Raw genomic sequence first — 19097 nt, 5'->3', positions numbered from 1 at the left:
GAACAGGATCAGGCATGACCAAGATTCAACCACCCTGGCTCGACGGCGGAAGCACAGATGCTCCTCCGCCAGCTTCGAGCGGACGCTGGATACCGGGCCAGAGCGGCAATCCGCGCGGCAGGCCCAAAGGAATTGTGGATCGGAGAGCAAAGCTCGCTGAGAAGATGCTTGCGGACGCTGACGGCATCGTAGGGGTTATGATCGAGAAGGCGCTCGATGGAGACGCAGGCGCGGCTCACCTGATCCTCGGCAGGATTCTTCCTGCAATAAAAAGCCAGGCAGAGAAGGTGCGGTTCGATCTGGACCCGTCCGCGCCGATAGCAAAGCAGATCGAAGCTGTGCTTGCCTCGATTTCCCAAGGCGCTGTGGCGCCAGATGTTGGACGCCAAATCATTGAGGCAATCGGCACGTTGTCCAACGCGAGGGCTGTCGAAGAGCTCGAAGGCCGGATCACTCTGTTGGAGGCAAGACCAGTATGAAAAACGAACGCACCACCCATGGCACAGCCACGGCGCTACTTCGGCCCGGCAACCGCGACATTCTGCTTTTCAATGCAGCAGGCCCGGCCCCCAGCGACGTCATGCGCGACCCGACCGGCCTTATTTCGAAGGCACTGCGGTTCGATGAAGCCTGCCGCCAACGCCTCGCACGGGAGAAACGATGATGCCGGTGATCCACACGAAAACAAATCATGTCGTGGCGTACGAGGTCGGCGACGATGATCTGTTCTGCCAGGTGATGTGGTTAGCGGGCGGCGCGTTGCATGGCACGGAGTTCGCCAAACAGTTCAACGGCCCGGTGGAACCCATCGAGAATCATGCGGAGGCGGTCCAGTGGGCGCTGCAGCTTGCCGATCAGATGGCATATCCGATCCATGTCGTATCCATGACCGCCGCTGAAGTGCTCGACGAACGCAACTTGCCGGATGGGGTGGCCCGCCTCGACGATCAGCAGCGCGGAGAGCTGCGCGCCAATGTGGCCAAGATGTTAGCGGACGTAATGCGAGACTCCGACGATCCGACCGTCCGCGCCGACGCCCATGAAGTTCTACAGCAGATGAAGGTAATCCGCTCATGATGACGAAAAACCCCAACGAAACGGAGAGCTACGCCGTAACGCCGGAGCAGCTCGATCACATTTTCGCACGGACGCAGGAGGATGCTATGCGCTCGGTCGAGGAACGAAAGCGCGCGCAGGAATGGCCGGGGCAGGTGGATGCTTTGCTCGGTTCTCTGGCCGACAAAGTCGTTGCGCTCGAAGCGCGGGTGGCGAGCCTTGAAACGGCGAAGGAATAATCAGCATGGCGGGCGTCCGTTCCCTTCTTGCGCGTGTTCAGCGGCTCGAAGTGGTGCGGGCGCCGGGCCAATCCCCATACGCCTTGGCCTATGGCTCGTTCGATGCGTTCGCCGCCATGTGTGCGGAGCAGATGGACGACGGCATCTTGGATCGGCGCGACTTCCCCGTGGTCCTTCAGTCTCTACGACGCTGGGAATCGGACGGCACTTGGCAAGGTTGGCGTGGGCGATGAGTGACCTGCAACCCGTTCCGGCGTGGTTGTCGGCGTGGCGCAGCGCTAACCCGGCCCCGCGTGCCCGAGAGCCGCGCCCTCGCATTGTCCGGGCGCCCCAGGCACCCCCAGCAGGTTGTGGCCACACTCCCCGGCGCACCAACCAGCAAGGGTTTAACGAGCCGTTGCCCTGGCTGTGGGACGGCGGCGCACGACGGGAGCCGATCTACGACATGGACCTTGATCCGCCTCGGGCTGTTGGCCGCGTTGGCTGGATTCGCTGCCTGCGTTGTAGCAAGCCGTTTTTCAGCGATGATGTGTCCCGCCTGCGCCTCTGCAATGGTAGCCATGGGTGTCGCCTGCTGGGGGAATAAACCTTCGCCGCCTCCCATCCTCGGGCGGCGCTATGCGTGGAGGTCATGGCCACGCCGAGGTCAAGGCAACCGACCCTCGTAAAACTGATCGGAGCCAGCGGCGGGGACACTCCTTCTCCTGACGCCGCCAACGCCCTGCATCGAAAGATGTGGGGCGTTGCTGCTCAAACAGTTATCGTGTTTAGTGGAGGAAGCCTCGCAACGCGCTGAAATCGGTGGTGACAAGTTAGGTCACGTTCTCGTCATAAGTAAATCGGAAGCGCCAATTAGGGCTGCGGCGTCGCCTTTCCCTTAAGGCGTGTAAGCTCTCGCTGCATAAAGCGGCGCAGTTTCTTGGCCTGCTTGCGAATAGCGGGAGAGTTGAGCGTTTCAGCGGATTTGGTTGCGTAGGCCAGAAAATTCCTGTCTCCTGCACTAGTAAATCGCCGATGTAGCTTCCGGGTGTAAATCTTATCAGCTTTGCCTGCCTTTATCGCAGTTAAGCCTATGCGCTCGGTCTTGCGAATAGCGCGCCTCGCGGTCCGCCATTGTTTCGACAATGACTTGAGCCGCAGGCGAGCATTCACATGACCAAGTTGATAACCAAGATATTGGAAGGTTAGGGTGCTGGCAGGCGCATGCATAGTGACCACATCCGTTTTAGACGACTGTAGTTCTAATCCATGCTCCTCCAACTTCTCCTCTACTAACGCCTTAAGCACGTTCTGCCTAGTAGGTGGGCACGCGACAAGAATGTCGTCTGAGTATCGCTGATACAAAGCACCACGCTTGAGTGCCTCTTGACGCATTTCAATGTCAAATTGCGTCATATATAGATCTCGACAAGCTAGCGCTTATTGGCGTACCCTGGGGTATGCCGACCGCCTTTGGGTTTTTATTGATTGATAAGCCGCGCGATTTTAATTCCGCAACGGTAGCCAGAGGATGACGTTTACGGTCGCGCAAGCGCTTGGCGAGATCCTCGTGCTGCTTGATCTCATCCAAATTGATGTACCGATATTTTGTTACTGACCGAAACACGGCGAACCAATCGGGCGGCAGATCATCGCATTCTAACGCCCATTTCAATCGTGTTTTGAGACGCTTATGGTCGAGGTTGTCAAAGAACCCCGTGACGTCGAAGCACATGACGGTCAAAGATGCGTGTTCCCGCACAAAGTCCTCGACGCGCTTGGCAAAATGGTAATTAGATTTTCCCAAAGATCGATAGGCAATCACCGTATCGTCTAAATCATTCGCGCCGTACCAATCATCCAAAATTCTAACCAACTCGGATGAGTATTTAGATAAAATGCAAGAATCACGATGGGAGGCGAACATAATAGGTCGCTCCTTGGCTACCGTCTTCCTCTCCTTTACTTTGTATCGCTTTTCCGTCTTCACGTAGTGGATCAAAGGTGACCACACGTGGCTCGATACCTGAGAGGGCGTTAAACCAATGGCAAACTCCGGTTTAACCGGCATGTCCAAGTGAAGTTAGCCGCGCGGGCGGAACCAGATTGGTGGCTTCATAGCGCCACCTTATCAATAGCAGAGTCCGGGAGCCAGTCTTGACCCGAGACCCCAGCAACCTGGACGCCCCCGGACGCACACCACATTCCACCCCCTGTTAGGCCCTTGTGAGGCTGCTCGTCGGTGCGGGTCTGAAACGCTAAGTGGTATCGTGTAATCGAGGAGATTGTCCGAGCTATGCTCATGAACCTGTTACTCGCACTCGCGGAGGCGAAGTGTCCCGGCGCTGCCTGGATCATCTTGTCGCTCTTGCGGGTTGCTCGTTGCAACGATCGTATCCGTCGGCCAATTCCGGGGACAATGAGCAAGATAGTTCTGCTCAAGGACGCTGACTAGGGTGTCGCACTTCAGAAAGCCCGCTGTCCCACAACGATACGTATCGAAAATTGTGGCGGAAGAGGTGGGATCTCGAACCCACGGATAGGTTGCCCCATCGCTGGTTTTCAAGACCAGTGCCTTAAACCACTCGGCCACTCTTCCGCATCGAATCAGCGCGTAGCTTACGAAATGCTTATGGGCAAGTCGCCGCCAATTTGAGATTCACAAGTTACACCTTGTTTTATAAGGTTATTCTCTTCGTCGAACGGATAAGGCCCGGCAACTTTCAAGACCGCTGCCTTAAACCACTCGGCCACCTGTCCGCTCTATTCCTGCGCATAGCCCAAAGTGGCGCGGGCGCAAGGGGTTGATGCTCGGTGAAGGGCATCGGGCTTGCGGCGACTGTCCACGATGAGGCGCAGCGGGCCATTTGCAACCGGACCGCTTTGTGCGAAGTTTCCTCGCGATGACCTTTGCAACCTTCATGCGATCCCTGCGTCTTCCCGTCTTCGCCATCGTGCTTGCGCTTCCCGCCGCGCAGGCCTGCGCGCAGCCGGAGTCCTTTCCCGATTACTTGCGCACGGTCGCCTCGCATGCCCGATCCCAAGGTGTGAGCGAAGCCGCCATCACCAGCGTGCTGACCGGCCTCACGCCCAACGAGAGGGTCATCGCGCTCGATACCTCGCAGCCCGGCAGCCGCGGGGCGCCGCCGCCACTGGCGCCTTATATCGCGCAGCACGTGGGCAGTTCGATCGTGGCGCGCGGCAAGTCGCGCTATACTTCACTTGCCTCGATCCTGCCGCAGATCGAGCGGCGGTATGGCGTGCCCGCGCCGATTCTCTTCGCGATCTGGGGGCATGAGACCAATTTCGGCAGCTACACAGGCGACTTCGACCTCGCGCGCTCGCTGGCGACGCTGGCCTGGGAAGGGCGCCGCCGCGAGCTGTTCGAGAGCGAGCTTATCGCGCTGATGAAGATGGTCGACCGGGGCGTGCCGCGTTCGCAACTCAAGGGCAGCTGGGCAGGGGCCTTCGGGTATCCCCAGTTCCTGCCGAGCGTCTACTTGCGCCTCGCCGTCGATGGCGACGGGGACGGGCGGGCGGATATCTTCTCCAGTTCGGCCGACACGCTGGCCTCGATCGCGAATTATTTCCGCGACGCCGGTTGGCGCACCGGTGAGCCCTGGGGCGTGCGGGCCAGCCTGCCGTCCGGGTTCAACGTAAACGCCTATGCGACGAAGTTGTCGTCGCCGTCATGCGCCGCAGTTCATGCGCGCCATTCGCAGTGGAAGCCGGTTTCGCAATGGCGCGCCCTTGGCGTGGCGCCGCAGGGCGCGATCGGCGGCGATGTCCTCGCCTCGCTGTTCCAGCCCGACGGTCCGGGCACTCCGGCTTATCTGTTAACCGGTAATTATCGGGTGATCCTCCAGTACAACTGCTCGAACTACTACGCCATGTCCGTGGGGTTGCTTGCAGATGAGATTGCCCGTTAACCATGCCCTGCCGCTTGCGGCGCTGATCCTGCTCGGTTCGGGAGGGGCCTTGGCCGCTTCCCGCACTCCGCAGGTCGCTGCTCCTGCTACGGGGCCTGCCGCCGATTATCCGGTCGTCGTCGGCGAACCCTTCACCGTCGGCAGCACCGTCTGGACGCCGACCGACCAGCTCAACTACGACGCGGTCGGCGGCGTCATCACCGGCGAAGGCACCGGCGTGACCGCCGCGCACAAGACTTTGCCTTTGCCCAGCTATGCAGAAGTGACCGCGCTCGACACCGGCCGCACCATCCTCGTGCGGATCGAGAGGCGCGGCCCGATGGTAAACGATGCACTCATCGAACTGTCGGCCGATGCTTCGGCGCAGCTCGGTCTCGCTCCTGGCGCCAGGGCGCAAGTGCGGGTACGCCGCGTCAATCCGCCGGAGCAGGAGCGCGCGCTCCTTCGGGCCGGCGGCCGGGCGCCGGAGCGCATGGAAACGCCCGAAGGACTGCTCAAGGTCCTGCGCCGCAAGCTGGCGGACCAGTCGCCGCTGGTCCCGCCGCCTTCCACGCCGCCGGCAATGCCTGCGGGAGAACCGCCTGCGATAGTCAAGGCTCCGGCCGCGAAGCCGGCAGCGGCACCGAAGGTAGCCAGGCCCGCATCCGTCGCCCCGGCCGTACGGCCCGCCGCCCGCCCGTCGCAAACGGTGCCCCCTTCGCCGCCCAAGGCCCCCGCTCCGAAGCCCGCTGCTCCGGCGGCGAAGCCCAAACCGGAAGCGCTCAAACCTGCCGATAAGGGCTCGACTTACGTACAGGTAGCCGCGTTTTCCTCCGAATCCTCGGCTCGCAAGGTCGCCGCGCAACTCGGTGGCAGCATGTCCCCGGCAGGCAAGTTCTGGCGCGTGCGGCTCGGTCCTTACGCGAACCGTGCAAAAGCCGCGCCGGCGCTGGAGAAGGCGAAAGGCGCGGGCTATAGGGATGCCCGAATCCTCGGCGCGGACTGAACCTGAAACGTCTCCCGCGCGCAGCCAGACGCCGACAGGCGCGCGGGAGAAGTCGGGTCTTGAAGTCGTTTTCCAATATCGTGAAGCTGGCACTGGCCGTGACCATACCGGCGAGTGCCTCGGCCGCCTCCATCCCGGCCCCGCCGCCGCAGGTTGCGCCGATCCCGGTAAGTCTGCTGGTCGATCTCGGCTCCGGCCAGGTGCTGGCGCAGAAACATCCCGATACGCCCTTCCTGCCCGCCTCGGTGACCAAGGTGATGACCGCTTACGTCGCCTTCGAGGAAATCGGCGCGGGCCGTCTCCGCATGGACCGCCAGTTCCAGGAGCGACCCGAGACCGAGAAGGAATGGTTCGCCAAGGGCACCAACATGTACATCACGACCAAGGACAGGCCGACCACGCGCGACCTGCTCCATGGCATCATGACCGCTTCGGCGAACGATGCCGCCGTCGTGCTGGGCGAGGGCTATGCGGGCAGCGTGCAGGGCTGGGCGGCGAAGATGAACGACGCCGCGCGGCGCCTCGGCATGACGCGCAGTCACTACAACACGCCCAACGGCTGGATGGACGAGGGCAACACCTACGTCACCGCCAGCGATCTGGTGCGCCTCGCCGATGCGATGATCACGCGCTATCCTGATCTTTACCGCGAGTTTTCCGGTCACAAGCACTGGATCTGGCGTGACGTCCACATGCGCAGCCACGACCCGACGGTGGGCGTCGTGCCCGGCGCGGACGGCATCAAGACCGGATATACCCGCGAGGCTGGCTACAACTTTCTCGGCACGGCCGAGCGTGGGGGCGCCGCCTCGTCATGGTGCTGGCGGGATCGCCGCTGCCCAAGGTGCGCGACGATGCGGCAAAGGCGCTGCTCGAATGGGGCTTTGCCGCGTGGGACACCCGCCACCTCTTCGACCAGGGCCAGACGATCGCGCAGGCCAAGGTTCAAGGCGGCGACGCCCGCTCGCTGCCGCTCGTCGCCAACCGCGAGGTTCACGCCACCATCCCGCGCGGCACTCAGCCGGGCATCACGCTTGCCGTCCACTACAGCGGACCGATCAAGGCGCCGATCCGCAAGGGCGAGCAGGTCGGCGAACTGGAGATCCGCGTCGCCGGGCTCGCACCGGGCCGCGTGCCGCTCTACGCGGGGCGTGACGTGGGGACTGCCGGATGGCTGGACAGGCTGCTGAACGGGCTTATCAACCTGTTCACATGATGCAGGGTCGATTCATCGCGCTCGAGGGCGGGGAAGGGGCGGGCAAGTCCACCCAGGCCCGACTACTGGCCGAAGCCCTGCGTGGGCTTGGCCTGGAGGTGGTCACCACCCGCGAGCCGGGCGGAACGCCGGGCGCGGAGGCAATCCGCGCCCTGTTGCTCAATGGCGTCGAGGGCGATGGCGGCGAAAGCTGGAACCCGCGTGCCGAGGCGTTGCTGTTCGCCGCCGCACGGTCCGACCACGTCCACCGCCTGATCCGCCCGGCACTGGCACGCGGCGCATGGGTCATCTGCGATCGCTATCTCGATCTCGAGCCGCGCCTATCAGGGTGGTGGTGGCGGATTGTCTGACAGCGACATCGCCGCCCTTCACGCCATTGGTAGCGACGGCCTGCTGCCCGATCTGACGCTGCTGATCGAGGTAACCCCGGCGGTGGCCGTGCAAAGGCTCGCCCTGCGCGACACCGACGGCAGCGACCGTATCGGCGGCCGGGATGCCGCCTACCATGCCCGTGTGGCCAGCGCGTTTTCTGCCTTCGCCGACGCAGAGCCCGCCCGCTTCGCCCGGGTCGACGGGGATGGAAACCCTTACGACACGCAAGCGCAGGTCCTCGCTGCACTGGCGCCGTTGCTGGGGTGAACATGGACAAGCCCTTTATCGGCCAGGATGCCGCGTGGCAGGAATGGCTCGCCGCCATCGCGTCCGAGCGTATGCACCACGCCTGGCTGCTGAGTGGCGGCAAGGGCCTCGGAAAGCGCGCGTTCGCTCGCGCCGCCGCTGCCGAACTGGTCCGTCAGCCCGGCGCCCCGGTGCTCGATGTCGAGAGCCATCCCGACATCCACATCCTAGACCACCTTCCCGCCAACGACGACGAGGCAAAGAAGAAGGCTGAAGGCAAGCCCTACCAGACCAAGCGCAACATCACCGTGGACCAGGTACGCGGCATGATCCGCCGCCTCGCGACCAAGCCGACGCTGGGCGATCGCCGCGCGATCATCATCGACCCTGCCGACGACATGGAAAAGGGGGCGGTCAACGCACTTCTGAAGGCCCTAGAGGAACCGCCGGCGGGAACCTATTTCCTGCTCGTCACGCACCAGCCTGGGCGCCTGCTGCCGACCATCCGTTCCCGGTGCCGGGTTCTGCGCTTCGCAGCGCTGGACCGGGAGGAGCTCGAAGCTGTCATCCGCCGCGACGCACCGCAAGCCGATGCCGCCGCGCGCTCCGCCGCGATCGCAGCTGCCCAAGGGTCGCCCGGCGTAGCGCTCGATATCGTCGAGCATGACCTCGGTGCCGTTCACGAACTGATGATGCGCATCCTCCAGCGCGGCGACCCGGATTTCCTCCTTCGCGGCGCCCTTGCTGATGAGATGGGCGGGCGACCGGCACGCGACCGCCAACTGGCGGCGCTGGAACTGGCCCGAGCGGTCCTCGTCCACCAATTGCGCGAAGCGCCACGCCATCGCCAACTCGGCTTTATCGAGGCTTATGGCGCGCTTACGAAGCTGGCGACGCAGGCTCCGACCTACAATTTCGATGCCGGGCTCCTCATAATGGAAATTGGCGGGTTGCTGGCCTCGGCCGCGATGCCTAGAGAAGCGGCACGCTAGCGCGTTCGCCGGACTCCTGCGGGAAGTTCGGAACGTGTTTGAATATTGACCTGTAAACACCAGCCAGGAAAGCGCGACGCCGTATGGGCGAGCCCTATTACATTACTACCGCCATCAGCTACCCCAATGGACGCCCACACATCGGCCATGCCTACGAGGCCATCGCCGCGGACGTGATCGCCCGTTTCAAGAAGGCGGAAGGTTTCGACGTCCGGTTCCAGACCGGCACGGACGAGCATGGGCTGAAGATGGCCCAGAAGGCGCGCGAACTCGATACCGCGCCGGCTGCTCTGGCAGATGAAATGTCGTCGTATTTCAAGGAAATGTGCGACATTCTGAATATCGGTTATGACGTGTTCATCCGCACGACTGAGCCGCGCCACCACGCCGCCACTCAGGAACTGTGGCGCCGCATGGAAGCGAACGGCGACCTCTATCTCGATCGCTACGAAGGCTGGTACTCGGTCCGCGACGAAGCTTATTACGACGAAAGCGAACTGCAGGCTGGCGAAGGTGGCGCGAAGCTGTCGCCTCAGGGCACTCCGGTGGAATGGACCGTTGAGGAATCGTGGTTTTTTCGCTTATCCAGGTATCAGGACAAATTGCTGGAACTCTACGCTTCAGGTGACTTCATCCGTCCCGAGAGCCGCCGCAACGAGATCCAGCGCTTCGTCGAAGGTGGCCTTCGCGACTTGTCGGTCTCACGCACCAGCTTCGACTGGGGGATCAAGGTTCCCGGGAGCGATAATCACGTCATGTACGTGTGGGTCGATGCGCTGACCAACTACATCACCGGTCTCGGCTTCCCCGAGGAGCAGGGCGACTTCGCCAAGTTCTGGCCTGCCGACGTTCACCTGATCGGCAAGGACATCGTTCGCTTCCACACCGTGTACTGGCCCGCCTTCCTGATGAGCGCAGGCCTGGACCTGCCCAAGCAGGTCTTCGGACACGGCTTCCTGCTCAATCGCGGGCAGAAGGAATCGAAGTCACTGGGCAACGTCACCGATCCGATCGGGCTGGCCGCAACCTTTGGCGTCGATACGCTGCGCTATTTCTTCCTGCGCGAAGTCGCGTTCGGACAAGATGGTTCGTGGTCGGCCGAAGCCATCGTCACCCGCACCAATGCCGAGCTCGCGAATAGCTTCGGCAATCTAGCGCAGCGCAGCCTATCCATGATTTTCAAGAACATGGATGGGGATTTGAAGTCTGGGCTTGAATATAGTGAGGCGGACACCGCACTGTTCGCCGCCGTAGCCGAGGGCATCTCAGGTCTGCGTACGGCCTTTGACGCCCTCGATTTCAGCACTGGTCTGGAAGCCTGGATGCGCGGCGTCTTCGCCTGCAACCAGTATGTCGACGAACAGGCCCCCTGGGCACTGCGCAAGAGCGATCCCGCACGCATGGAGACGGTGCTGATGACCCTCTTCCGCGTCGTGCGCGATCTTGCCCTTGCCGTAAGGCCCGTGGTGCCCACCGCAATCGACGCGTTACTCGACCAGATGGGACAGGGCGCGGATGCCCGGAATTATGCGGCGCTAGCGGAGGCCGGGTGGTTTGACGAACTCGTCGCTTCCGGGTTCAAGGTCGACAAGCCGCAGGGCGTGTTCCCCGCCTTGAATTGCCCGAGGAAGCGGCAGCCTGATGCTGATCGATTCCCACTGCCATCTCGAGTATGAGGGCCTGGTCGAGGATCAGCAGGCCGTTCTCGCTCGCGCGCGCGCGGCGGGGATCAAGGGGTTCCTCAATATCTCGACCCGGCAACGGGAATGGGACCGCGTCGTCGATACCGCCGCGCGCGAACCGGACGTATGGGCTTCGATCGGCATCCATCCGCATGAGGCGGACCAGCATGCCGATCTCGGCGAGAGCGCCTTGCGCGAAGCCGCGGCCCATCCCCGCGTGATCGGCATAGGCGAAACCGGGCTCGACTATTATTACGACAAGTCCGACCGCGACGTGCAGCAGGCATTGTTCCGCACGCATATCGCCGTCGCGCGTGAGACCGGCCTCCCGATCATCATTCACACGCGCGACGCCGAGGGTGATACCGCGCGTATTCTTGAGGAGGAAATGGGGAAGGGCGCTTTCCCTGCGCTGATCCACTGCTTCACCGCCAGCGCGGACTTCGGCCGCAAGGTCCTCGATCTGGGCCTCACGATCAGTATTTCCGGCATCGTGACGTTCAAGAATGCCAAGGACTTGCAGGACTTCGTAAAAACAGTTCCTGAAGATCGGCTTCTTGTGGAGACCGATCTGCCGTTTCTTGCACCGGTCCCACATCGCGGCCGCAAGTGCGAGCCGGCATTCACGGCCGATACCGCCGCTTTCGTTGCGACCTTGCGCGGGATCAGCGTGGAGCATCTTGGCGAGGTGACGACGCGCAATTTCTTCGCTCTGTTTACCAAGGCGCATTACGCGTGAAGGTGACGATCCTTGGTAGCGGCACATCCACCGGAGTACCGCGGCTCGGCGGCGAGAATAACGGGGCAGACTGGGGCCTGTGCGATCCCAAGGAGCCCCGAAACCGGCGCACGCGCGTCGCGATCCTGCTCGAAAGCGATGCCGGAGCCCGTATTCTGGTCGATACGCCGACCGATCTGCGCGCGCAGCTCCTTGCGAATGACATCCATCGCATAGACGCAGTATTCTGGACGCACGATCACGCCGATCACTGCCACGGCATCGATGATCTTCGCCCGCTGCGCTACGGCCGCGCCGGACCGATTCCGGGTTATGCAGATTCCGAAACGGTTCGTCGGCTGCGGCAGCGCTTCGGATACGTCTTTGCCGGCCAGCATGGCTATCCAACGTTGATTTCGCTGGAGAATCTGGACACGCTACGCCTTTGCGAAGGTTTTCGCGTCGGCCATACCCAGATGCCACATGGGGGTATGGATCTCGACCGGATTTTTGTTCGATGCCGACGGTAAATCAATCGGTTATGCGACAGACTTCAATCAGATTACACGCGGAATGATAGACCTGTTCTATGGTTGCGACGTCTTGATAGTAGATTGCCTGCGCCGCGAACCGCATCCGACCCATTCACATCTGGCCATGTCGCTGGAACTCGTTGAAGTGTGCCGCGTCAGCACGGCCGTGCTGACGCATCTCGACAAGAGCATGGACTATGCCACACTGAGCGCCTCAGTGCCTGCAAACGTGCAGGTCGCTTATGATGGACTGGTGATCGCGCCATGACCTTGACTGCCATGATCGTATCGATGATCTCCATCGTCGGCTGTTTGGTCCTGGCATTGCGCAATCCGCAAATTCGCGGGCTCGGCGGCGGGCAGGCGTTGCGCCTTGCAGCCATATGGGCAGCCGTCATCATTAGCCTCGTGCTGGTAATCCAATGGTCCGGTCTGAAGATCACCTCATGATCGCCACCCTCTACTTTACATAATCATCATTATCATTTCAGGTATGACACAGAACCGACACCAGCAGATCGATCGCCTTCTGACCATAATGGCCCGCCTGCGCGATCCGCAGGACGGCTGCGAATGGGACAAGGAGCAGACTTTCGCGACGATCGCACCATATACGATCGAGGAAGCCTACGAAGTCGCCGAAGCCATCGCGCATGACGATCTTTCGTCCCTGCGCGAAGAACTTGGCGACCTGCTGCTACAGGTCGTGTTTCATGCGCGCATGGCAGAAGAACTCGGGCATTTCGCTTTTGGCGATGTCGCCGCCGCAATCTCGGACAAGTTGGAGGCCCGCCACCCGCACATCTTCGGTGACGACGTTTCTGACGATGCGCAGATTGATCGCTGGGAAAAGCTCAAAGCCAGCGAGCGCGTCGCCAAGGGAGCGACCAGCGCAATCGACGGCGTCGCACTCTCGCTTCCGGCTCTGATGCGGGCCGAAAAGCTCCAGAAGCGTGCGGCGCGGGTTGGTTTCGACTGGCCCGATCCGAGCGGAGCCGCGGACAAGGTGCGCGAGGAAATGCAGGAACTCGCTGAAGCCGGGGCTGCGGAACGGCTGGAGGAAGCCGGCGATCTGCTGTTCGCAGCGGTTAATCTCGTGCGTTTGAACGGAATCGCGCCCGAGGATGCGCTGCGCGCCGCGAACGCCAAGTTCGAGCGCCGGTTCCGCGCGATGGAGACCCTCTCGGCCCAGGAAAACCGCGATTTCGCCGCACTTTCCCTGGAAGAACAGGAAGGTTACTGGCAGGCCGTGAAGCGCGCCGAATAAACGCGCATCACGGCACATGACGCTACCATAGCGGCACTCAAAGCGCCATGAAGCGCCCGAATTCCCGCTCCGACAAGCGTACTTCAAGCCTCATCTGAGGCCCCTGCTCACCTTCGCCAGCATCTTCTTCGGACACCACTTCGCCGCGCGCGTGAAGGAATGCGAAGCGTTGGCCGTCAGCGACTGGCAAGATAAAGCTGTAGAGCTTCGAATCGCGCGTCAGGTTGCGGCTCGCGATCTCAAGAAGTGCCTCACAACCCTCTCCGGTCAGCGCCGAGACGGGGATGATGACCTCCCTTCCCTGTGCACGGCGACGTCGCGAAGTTCGTGCGCCTGGTCAGGGCCGAGCAAGTCCCACTTGTTCCAGACCTCGATGATCGGCACTTGCGGTTCCGGCTCGTCTTCGGGTTCGTCGTCCGACCAGTCGAGGGCGGGAGCCTGACGCTGCTTGCGATCGTCGAGCGGCGGCTGGATCACGCCGAGGTCGGCCAGTACATCGAGCACCTGGCGCTTCTGCGCCTCCGTGTCAGGATTGGCGATGTCGCGCACATGCAGAATAACGTCCGCGGCGGTCACTTCCTCCAGCGTCGCACGGAAAGCGGCGATCAACTCCGTCGGAAGGTCGGAGATGAAACCCACGGTATCTGACAGGATCGCCTTTTCGAGACCCGGCATGCGGATCGCCCGCATGGTCGGATCGAGCGTGGCGAACAGAAGGTTCTCGGCCATGACGCCTGCACCGGTCAGCCGGTTGAACAGCGTCGACTTACCTGCATTGGTATAGCCGACGAGCGCGATTACCGGCCACGGCGCCTTCTCACGCCGATCCCGGTGGAGCCCGCGCGTGCGGCGCACCTGCTCCAGTTCGCGGCGGATCTTGGCCATGCGGTCGCGAATCATACGACGGTCGGCCTCGATCTGCGTTTCGCCGGGACCGCCGAGGAAGCCGAAGCCGCCGCGCTGGCGCTCGAGGTGAGTCCAACTGCGAACGAGGCGGCCCGCCTGGTAGTCGAGGTGTGCGAGCTCCACTTGCAGGCGGCCCTCAGCGGTTGCCGCACGCTCACCGAAGATCTCGAGGATCAGCCCCGTGCGGTCGATAACCTTGCGCTTGAGCTTTTCTTCGAGGTTGCGCTGCTGGATTGCAGACAGCGAACCATCGACGATTATCAGCTCCGCTTCCTCGAGGGTACATGCGGTCGCAATGTTCTGGATCTGGCCTTCGCCGAACAGCGTACCTGGGCGCGCCTCGCGTATGACGATGGCCATCGCCTCGACCACCTCGAGACCGATAGCGAGGGCCAAGCCCTTCGCTTCTTCAAGGCGGGCTGCCGGGTCCAGATCGCTCCGATCGCCCCTGAAACCCTTCATCTGCGGATAGACGACGAGGGCACGCGCACCGCGCGTGACCTCGCCCTTCAGTTCATCGTTCAAGTTGATTCAGCTTCTCTCAGTCGTCTGCTTCTTCATGCGCCTGAAGATCGACAGGAGTCACGGGCTGAATCGTTGAAACCGCATGCTTGTAGGCCAGCTGCACGTAGCCTTCGCGCTCGAGCAGCATGCAGAAAAGGTCGTAAGCGGCAACACGGCCCTGCAGCATGACGCCGTTGATGAGGAACATCGTCACCTGCACGCCGGCGTTGCGGATGCTGGAAAGGAAGACGTCCTGCAGCACACGCTGCTTCTTGGCATTTTCCGGACCATTGCCGAACTGGCGTGCATCGACCGGTGTCGACGGCATGATCGTCGAGATCGCGTGCTTGTAGACAAGCTGCGACTGCCCATCACGGCGCAGCAGGATCGAAAAGTTATCGAACCAGGTGACGATACCCTGCAGTTTCACGCCCTTGACGAGAAACATGGTGACCGGGGTCTTGTTCTTACGAAGCAGGTTCAGGAACTGGTCCTGCAGATTCTGACCACCCTTCCCCGTCGACGCGCCAGTGGAAGCCGGGACGGATGCAGGCGCGGTGGTAGCGGGCGGCGAAGCCTCTTCAGCCTCAGGTTCCGGCGTAGCTTTAGGACGCGCGGAAAGGGTACGACCAGCCATGTTGTATTCTCCTTCTTTTGGCGGCCGCCCATGCATGCGGTCCGCGATCTGGTCCCGCCATTGGCGCGGGCCGTTCTCGAATCGGAAACTACCCATTTGCTGCAATGCAGTAAACGGGGTTTTTGTAGCAAAAATGTTACAGCAAATCAGATAGTCTCGTCGAGGTCTGTCTCGTCCTCGCGACGCTCGGACATGCCCAGCAGCTTCAGCTTGCGGTGGAGGGCGGAACGCTCCATCCCGATGAATGCGGCGGTCTTGGAGATATTGCCGGAAAAGCGCCGAATCTGGACACGCAGATACTCCCGCTCGAAGCTCTCTCGCGCTTCGCGCAAGGGTGCACTCATCATCACGGTCACGCCTGCATCAGCCCCGCCCCGACTGTTGAAGATTTCCGGCGGCAGCATGTCCGCTTCGATCTTCGCGAGTTTCTCACGCGGGGCCATGATCACGGTGCGTTCGACCACGTTGCGAAGCTGCCGCACGTTGCCGGGCCACTCGTAAGCCTGAAGCGCGGTCATCGCCTCGCCGCTCACCTGTGGAGGCGACACGCCCTGTTCGTTGGCATAGCGAGCGAAGAAATGGTCGATCAATGCGGGAATGTCATCACGACGTTCACGCAGCGCCGGGATGGAGATCGGCACGACGTTGAGGCGGTAGAACAGATCCTCACGGAATCGGCGTTCAGCGATTTCCTTTTCCAGATCGCGCGAAGTCGAGGAAACCACGCGCACATCGACGCGAATCTGGCGGGTACCACCAACGCGCACGAACGCCTGGTCGGTCAGAACCCGCAGGATACGCGCCTGTGTCGAAGCCGGCATATCGGCCACTTCATCGAAATAGAGCGTACCGCCATCGGCGCTTTCGAGCAGGCCCGAACGAATCAGCGTACCGTCCGCTTCCTCGCCAAACAGTTCCTGTTCGAAGCGCTCGGGCGTGATGCGGGCAGAGTTGACGCTGACGAAAGCGTTGCCCGCGCGCGGGCTCCAGGCGTGGAGCAGACGCGCCGCGACTTCCTTGCCCGATCCGGCGGGACCAGTAATGAGCAGGCGGCTACCGGTATTGGCAACGCGCTTGAGCGTCGCGCGAACCTGGTTGATGACGCCGCTGGAACCGGTGAACTCCTCGCCCATGGACACGCCCTGACGCAGCTGCGCGTTCTCTCGGCGCAAGCGCTCGGTCTCGGTAGCGCGGCCAACGAGGTGAAGGAGCTTCTCCGCCTCGAAAGGCTTTTCGATGAAGTCCACCGCACCGCGGCTGATCGCCGCGACGGCGGTGTCGATGTTGCCATGGCCCGAGAAGATGATGACCGGCAACTCCGGCTCGCGCGCCTTGATCGCATCCAGGATTTCAAGGCCGTCCATCGGGCTGCCGTGGAGCCACACGTCGAGCAGCACCAGTGACGGCCGCCGGGCATCGACCGCTGCCAACGCTGCGTCGCTGTCGCCTGCCGTGCGGCATTCGTAACCTTCGTCGCTCAGCACGCCGGCGACCAGTTCGCGGATGTCGCGCTCGTCGTCGACGATCAGAATATCAAGTGCCATGGGCCATCTTCTTCGTGCTGGAAAAACGGATCATTGCGCGGCTTCCGGTTTGCGGACCGATGCCGAACTGGTTGCTTCCTGGGCCAGCGGGTCATGCGCGAAGCGCATGGTGACCGTGGTGCCCCTCTTGCGCGGCGGTGAAGGTCATTTCACCGCCGTGTTCTTCGATGATCTTGTTAACGATCGCCAAGCCGAGCCCGGTGCCCTTCTCCCGTGTAGTCACGTAAGGTTCGATCAGTCGCTCCTTGTCTTGCGAAAGGCCGATGCCATTGTCGGTGACCCGTACGAGAATCGACTCGTGTTGCTCGACGACCTCAACTGCGATTGCACCGCGATACTTTTCGTCTGCCTCTTTGGCTTTTGCTTCAGTGGCTTCGATCGCATTCTTGAGAACATTTGTCATTGCCTGACCGAATTGATGCCGGTCGCAGTCGATGACCCGAATGTCGCGCTCTGAGGCGAAACGGAAGTCGATGTCCGGGCGCGCTACTTCCTGGAGGAACAGGGCCTGGCGCGTAAGCGCGACAGGATCCTCGGTCCGGAATACCGGCTTTGGGAGGCGAGCGAACGATGAAAACTCGTCGACCATCTTGCGAAGGTCCCCGACCTGCCGGATGATCGTTCTGGTCAGGTCCTCGAACAGCTCGGGATTGTCGGTAATCTGCTTGCGATAGCGACGACTGAGGCGCTCTGTCGCCAGCTGTATCGGGGTGAGCGGGTTCTTGATCTCGTGGGCGATGCGCCGTGCCACGTCCGACCATGCGGCAGTGCGCTGGTCGAGAAGTTGGCGGGTAATATCTTCGAAGGTGATGACGTGACCGGTGGCATCGCGGCTCGTCTTGACGGTAAGGGTCAGGAGGTCGCCGCCGCGATTGTACTGGACGATGCCGCCCGTCATGCCCTGCTCCACCAGGGCGGCAATCGAGGGTGCTAGTTCCGCTATGGGCATGCCTTCGGGCACATCTTCCGGTCGATTGGTCAATAGCTTCTGGGCCGTCGAATTCAGCAGCAGTATCCGTCCCTCACCGTCGAGCGAGATGATACCAGAGGTGACCGACTCCAGTACGGCCTCGATGAAGACGCTGCGCTCGTGCAACTGCCGGTTCGCGCCGAGCAAGGCCTGCGTCTGCTTGTCGATCTGCGCAGTCATGCGATTGAAGGCGCGGTTGAGCAGGCCGATCTCGTCGGCACCGGTCCGTCCTTCGATCCGCAGGGCATAGTTACCCGCCCCCACTCGACGAGCGGCATCCACGAGCTGGTACAACGGCTCGACCTGCCTATCAGCGAAACGCAGGGCAAACCAAACGGACAAGCCGACGAGCGCCAGCGACGCCACGAACAGCGCGACGTTGAAACGCAACTGCAGCACCCGCGCGCGATTGGTGAGGACTTCGTATGCCTGGACGATGTTCTCGGCCCGCTCGCCCTGGCTCAATGAAAGGAGGTCAGAACTGCGCACGACGAGAAGATAGACCCCCGATGATCGCTCGATCGGGGCAGCGGCTACGATGCGGTTGTCTTTCGCGCTGACGACATAAGGCTCGCCCTTGTCGAGCCTTTCGAGACCGTCCTTGCTGATACGGTTGTTCTCCGCAACACCGTCCGGATCGACGATGATCGGCGTACGTTGCTCTCCGCTAGCGTCGATCTGGATGATCGCGGCGCCGCTCAGGTTCCGGCGAATGACGTGAAAAGAGAGAAATGCCTGGAACTCGCGGCTTGCGACGGGACTGCGGCTCAGTTCTTCGCGCGAGTCGGTTGCCATCGCCACCGACTCGTAGCCCACGTCACGCAGCGTCTGTTCATAGTAACCCCGCGCCAGCTTGTTGGCATTTTCCAGCAGGCCCCGCGAACTGTCGGAAAACCAGAACTCGACGCCTGACTGGAACAGCCAGGATGCGAAGACCACTACCAGCAAGGTCGGGATTGCAGCGATCAGGGAGAAGATGAACACGAGGCGCACGTGCATCTGTCCGGTGCCACCGGTCGCGTGCTCGGCCGCCCGGCGCAGCGCCATGCGTCGCCCGAGCAGCACGAGGATCGCCATCGCGGGCACCAACGTCCCAACCAGCAGGCTCGCGGTCAGGTTCGAGGGCAGGAGTTCGCGACGGTCTCCACTACCGTTGAGCGCGAACCATGTGGTCGCCGTCATTGCCAGGAAAGCGACGACCGACAGCACTTCCATGACCGCAAAGAAATTCGCCCGGCGCGCAGCAACCTGCATTCGCCGCCACCATCGGGGCCAGGCACGCTTCTGGACGGAAACTTCACTCATCGTTGCGCTGTTACAAC

At 62.0% G+C, this 19097-nt stretch carries 16 protein-coding genes, 1 tRNA gene and 5 pseudogenes; 15 read left to right on the top strand and 7 right to left on the bottom strand.

Annotated features, from left to right (window positions below; all coding sequences use genetic code 11):
- The first annotated feature begins 14 nt into the window (after positions 1-14).
- Genes KZO24_RS06340 through KZO24_RS06325 form a run of 4 tightly spaced genes read left to right on the top strand, consistent with a single transcriptional unit; the run spans position 15 to position 1295 of the window.
- The gene (locus KZO24_RS06340; RefSeq protein ID WP_486486998.1) at positions 15-479 is read left to right on the top strand and encodes a DUF5681 domain-containing protein; all 465 of its coding nucleotides are present in this window, start codon (positions 15-17) and stop codon (positions 477-479) included.
- Positions 476-664 (top strand): hypothetical protein, encoded by a 189-nt coding sequence (locus tag KZO24_RS06335; protein WP_486486997.1) that lies wholly within the window; start codon positions 476-478, stop codon positions 662-664. The genes KZO24_RS06340 and KZO24_RS06335 overlap by 4 nt, the downstream gene beginning before the upstream one ends.
- Positions 661-1077 carry a hypothetical protein gene (locus tag KZO24_RS06330; protein ID WP_486486996.1) on the top strand — a complete coding sequence of 139 codons (417 nt, stop codon included), beginning with the start codon at positions 661-663 and terminating at the stop codon, positions 1075-1077. Before KZO24_RS06335 ends, KZO24_RS06330 begins: the two co-directional genes overlap by 4 nt.
- Complete coding sequence (locus KZO24_RS06325) at positions 1074-1295, top strand: hypothetical protein (RefSeq protein ID WP_486486995.1); 222 nt, start codon at positions 1074-1076, stop codon at positions 1293-1295. The genes KZO24_RS06330 and KZO24_RS06325 overlap by 4 nt, the downstream gene beginning before the upstream one ends.
- Positions 1296-2147: 852 nt before the next feature.
- Here KZO24_RS06325 and KZO24_RS06320 read toward each other — a convergent pair.
- The 3 genes from KZO24_RS06320 to KZO24_RS06310 form a co-directional block, all read right to left on the bottom strand.
- The gene (locus KZO24_RS06320) at positions 2148-2690 is read right to left on the bottom strand and encodes a hypothetical protein (RefSeq protein WP_486486994.1); all 543 of its coding nucleotides are present in this window, start codon (positions 2688-2690) and stop codon (positions 2148-2150) included.
- The gene (locus KZO24_RS06315) at positions 2677-3201 is read right to left on the bottom strand and encodes an RNA-dependent RNA polymerase family protein (RefSeq protein ID WP_486486993.1); all 525 of its coding nucleotides are present in this window, start codon (positions 3199-3201) and stop codon (positions 2677-2679) included. The genes KZO24_RS06320 and KZO24_RS06315 overlap by 14 nt, the downstream gene beginning before the upstream one ends.
- Before the next feature lie 581 nt (positions 3202-3782).
- A tRNA-Ser gene (locus tag KZO24_RS06310) sits at positions 3783-3873 on the bottom strand.
- Between the two features lie 322 nt (positions 3874-4195).
- Between KZO24_RS06310 and KZO24_RS06305 the strand changes: the two genes are divergently transcribed.
- From KZO24_RS06305 to mazG, 11 genes and pseudogenes are all read left to right on the top strand, one after another.
- A complete protein-coding gene (locus tag KZO24_RS06305; protein WP_271183524.1) occupies positions 4196-5203 on the top strand; it encodes a lytic murein transglycosylase in 1008 nt (335 codons plus the stop codon).
- Positions 5187-6188 carry an SPOR domain-containing protein gene (locus tag KZO24_RS06300; RefSeq protein ID WP_271183314.1) on the top strand — a complete coding sequence of 334 codons (1002 nt, stop codon included), beginning with the start codon at positions 5187-5189 and terminating at the stop codon, positions 6186-6188. Before KZO24_RS06305 ends, KZO24_RS06300 begins: the two co-directional genes overlap by 17 nt.
- An 80-nt stretch (positions 6189-6268) precedes the next feature.
- Positions 6269-6931 (top strand): annotated as a pseudogene (locus KZO24_RS06295) (D-alanyl-D-alanine carboxypeptidase family protein); the annotation flags it as partial.
- Positions 6932-7002: 71 nt separating this feature from the next.
- Complete coding sequence (locus KZO24_RS06290) at positions 7003-7404, top strand: hypothetical protein (RefSeq protein WP_486487147.1); 402 nt, start codon at positions 7003-7005, stop codon at positions 7402-7404.
- Positions 7401-8043, top strand: a pseudogene (tmk, locus tag KZO24_RS06285) (dTMP kinase). The gene KZO24_RS06290 and the pseudogene tmk overlap by 4 nt, the downstream one beginning before the upstream one ends.
- Complete coding sequence (locus KZO24_RS06280) at positions 8040-9014, top strand: AAA family ATPase (protein WP_271183312.1); 975 nt, start codon at positions 8040-8042, stop codon at positions 9012-9014. Before tmk ends, KZO24_RS06280 begins: the two are co-directional and overlap by 4 nt.
- 83 nt (positions 9015-9097) lie before the next feature.
- Positions 9098-10690 carry a methionine--tRNA ligase gene (gene metG / locus KZO24_RS06275; RefSeq protein ID WP_486486992.1) on the top strand — a complete coding sequence of 531 codons (1593 nt, stop codon included), beginning with the start codon at positions 9098-9100 and terminating at the stop codon, positions 10688-10690.
- Positions 10656-11435 (top strand): TatD family hydrolase, encoded by a 780-nt coding sequence (locus tag KZO24_RS06270; RefSeq protein ID WP_486486991.1) that lies wholly within the window; start codon positions 10656-10658, stop codon positions 11433-11435. Before metG ends, KZO24_RS06270 begins: the two co-directional genes overlap by 35 nt.
- Positions 11432-12215: pseudogene (locus KZO24_RS06265) on the top strand (MBL fold metallo-hydrolase). Before KZO24_RS06270 ends, KZO24_RS06265 begins: the two are co-directional and overlap by 4 nt.
- Positions 12212-12397: a hypothetical protein gene (locus KZO24_RS06260; protein WP_271183308.1), complete on the top strand. Its 186-nt coding sequence runs from the start codon at positions 12212-12214 to the stop codon at positions 12395-12397. The pseudogene KZO24_RS06265 and the gene KZO24_RS06260 overlap by 4 nt, the downstream one beginning before the upstream one ends.
- Before the next feature lie 43 nt (positions 12398-12440).
- Entirely contained in the window at positions 12441-13214 is a 774-nt protein-coding gene (gene mazG / locus KZO24_RS06255; RefSeq protein ID WP_271183307.1) for a nucleoside triphosphate pyrophosphohydrolase, read from the top strand.
- A gap of 37 nt (positions 13215-13251) precedes the next feature.
- Here mazG and hflX read toward each other — a convergent pair.
- The 4 genes and pseudogenes from hflX to KZO24_RS06235 form a co-directional block, all read right to left on the bottom strand.
- A pseudogene (gene hflX, locus KZO24_RS06250) lies at positions 13252-14645 on the bottom strand (GTPase HflX).
- A gap of 16 nt (positions 14646-14661) precedes the next feature.
- Positions 14662-15261: an RNA chaperone Hfq gene (hfq, locus tag KZO24_RS06245; protein WP_271183305.1), complete on the bottom strand. Its 600-nt coding sequence runs from the start codon at positions 15259-15261 to the stop codon at positions 14662-14664.
- Positions 15262-15407: 146 nt separating this feature from the next.
- Entirely contained in the window at positions 15408-16805 is a 1398-nt protein-coding gene (ntrX, locus tag KZO24_RS06240; RefSeq protein ID WP_271183304.1) for a nitrogen assimilation response regulator NtrX, read from the bottom strand.
- Positions 16806-16835: 30 nt separating this feature from the next.
- A pseudogene (locus tag KZO24_RS06235) lies at positions 16836-19029 on the bottom strand (sensor histidine kinase).
- Between the last annotated feature and the right edge of the window lie 68 nt (positions 19030-19097).

Source organism: Novosphingobium sp. NFX11, from assembly GCF_057376415.1.
This window is presented reverse-complemented; position numbering and strand designations above follow the sequence as displayed.

What these genes read in the sequence shown, in the direction of transcription:
- KZO24_RS06340 (WP_486486998.1), top strand. Translation starts at nt 15, where the DNA reads ATGACCAAGATTCAACCACCCTGGCTCGACGGCGGAAGCACAGATGCT.
- KZO24_RS06335 (WP_486486997.1), top strand. Translation starts at nt 476, where the DNA reads ATGAAAAACGAACGCACCACCCATGGCACAGCCACGGCGCTACTTCGG.
- KZO24_RS06330 (WP_486486996.1), top strand. Translation starts at nt 661, where the DNA reads ATGATGCCGGTGATCCACACGAAAACAAATCATGTCGTGGCGTACGAG.
- KZO24_RS06325 (WP_486486995.1), top strand. Translation starts at nt 1,074, where the DNA reads ATGATGACGAAAAACCCCAACGAAACGGAGAGCTACGCCGTAACGCCG.
- KZO24_RS06320 (WP_486486994.1), bottom strand. Translation starts at nt 2,690, where the DNA reads ATGACGCAATTTGACATTGAAATGCGTCAAGAGGCACTCAAGCGTGGT.
- KZO24_RS06315 (WP_486486993.1), bottom strand. Translation starts at nt 3,201, where the DNA reads ATGTTCGCCTCCCATCGTGATTCTTGCATTTTATCTAAATACTCATCC.
- KZO24_RS06305 (WP_271183524.1), top strand. Translation starts at nt 4,196, where the DNA reads ATGCGATCCCTGCGTCTTCCCGTCTTCGCCATCGTGCTTGCGCTTCCC.
- KZO24_RS06300 (WP_271183314.1), top strand. Translation starts at nt 5,187, where the DNA reads ATGAGATTGCCCGTTAACCATGCCCTGCCGCTTGCGGCGCTGATCCTG.
- KZO24_RS06290 (WP_486487147.1), top strand. Translation starts at nt 7,003, where the DNA reads ATGGTGCTGGCGGGATCGCCGCTGCCCAAGGTGCGCGACGATGCGGCA.
- metG (WP_486486992.1), top strand. Translation starts at nt 9,098, where the DNA reads ATGGGCGAGCCCTATTACATTACTACCGCCATCAGCTACCCCAATGGA.
- KZO24_RS06270 (WP_486486991.1), top strand. Translation starts at nt 10,656, where the DNA reads ATGCTGATCGATTCCCACTGCCATCTCGAGTATGAGGGCCTGGTCGAG.
- KZO24_RS06260 (WP_271183308.1), top strand. Translation starts at nt 12,212, where the DNA reads ATGACCTTGACTGCCATGATCGTATCGATGATCTCCATCGTCGGCTGT.
- mazG (WP_271183307.1), top strand. Translation starts at nt 12,441, where the DNA reads ATGACACAGAACCGACACCAGCAGATCGATCGCCTTCTGACCATAATG.
- hfq (WP_271183305.1), bottom strand. Translation starts at nt 15,261, where the DNA reads ATGGCTGGTCGTACCCTTTCCGCGCGTCCTAAAGCTACGCCGGAACCT.
- ntrX (WP_271183304.1), bottom strand. Translation starts at nt 16,805, where the DNA reads ATGGCACTTGATATTCTGATCGTCGACGACGAGCGCGACATCCGCGAA.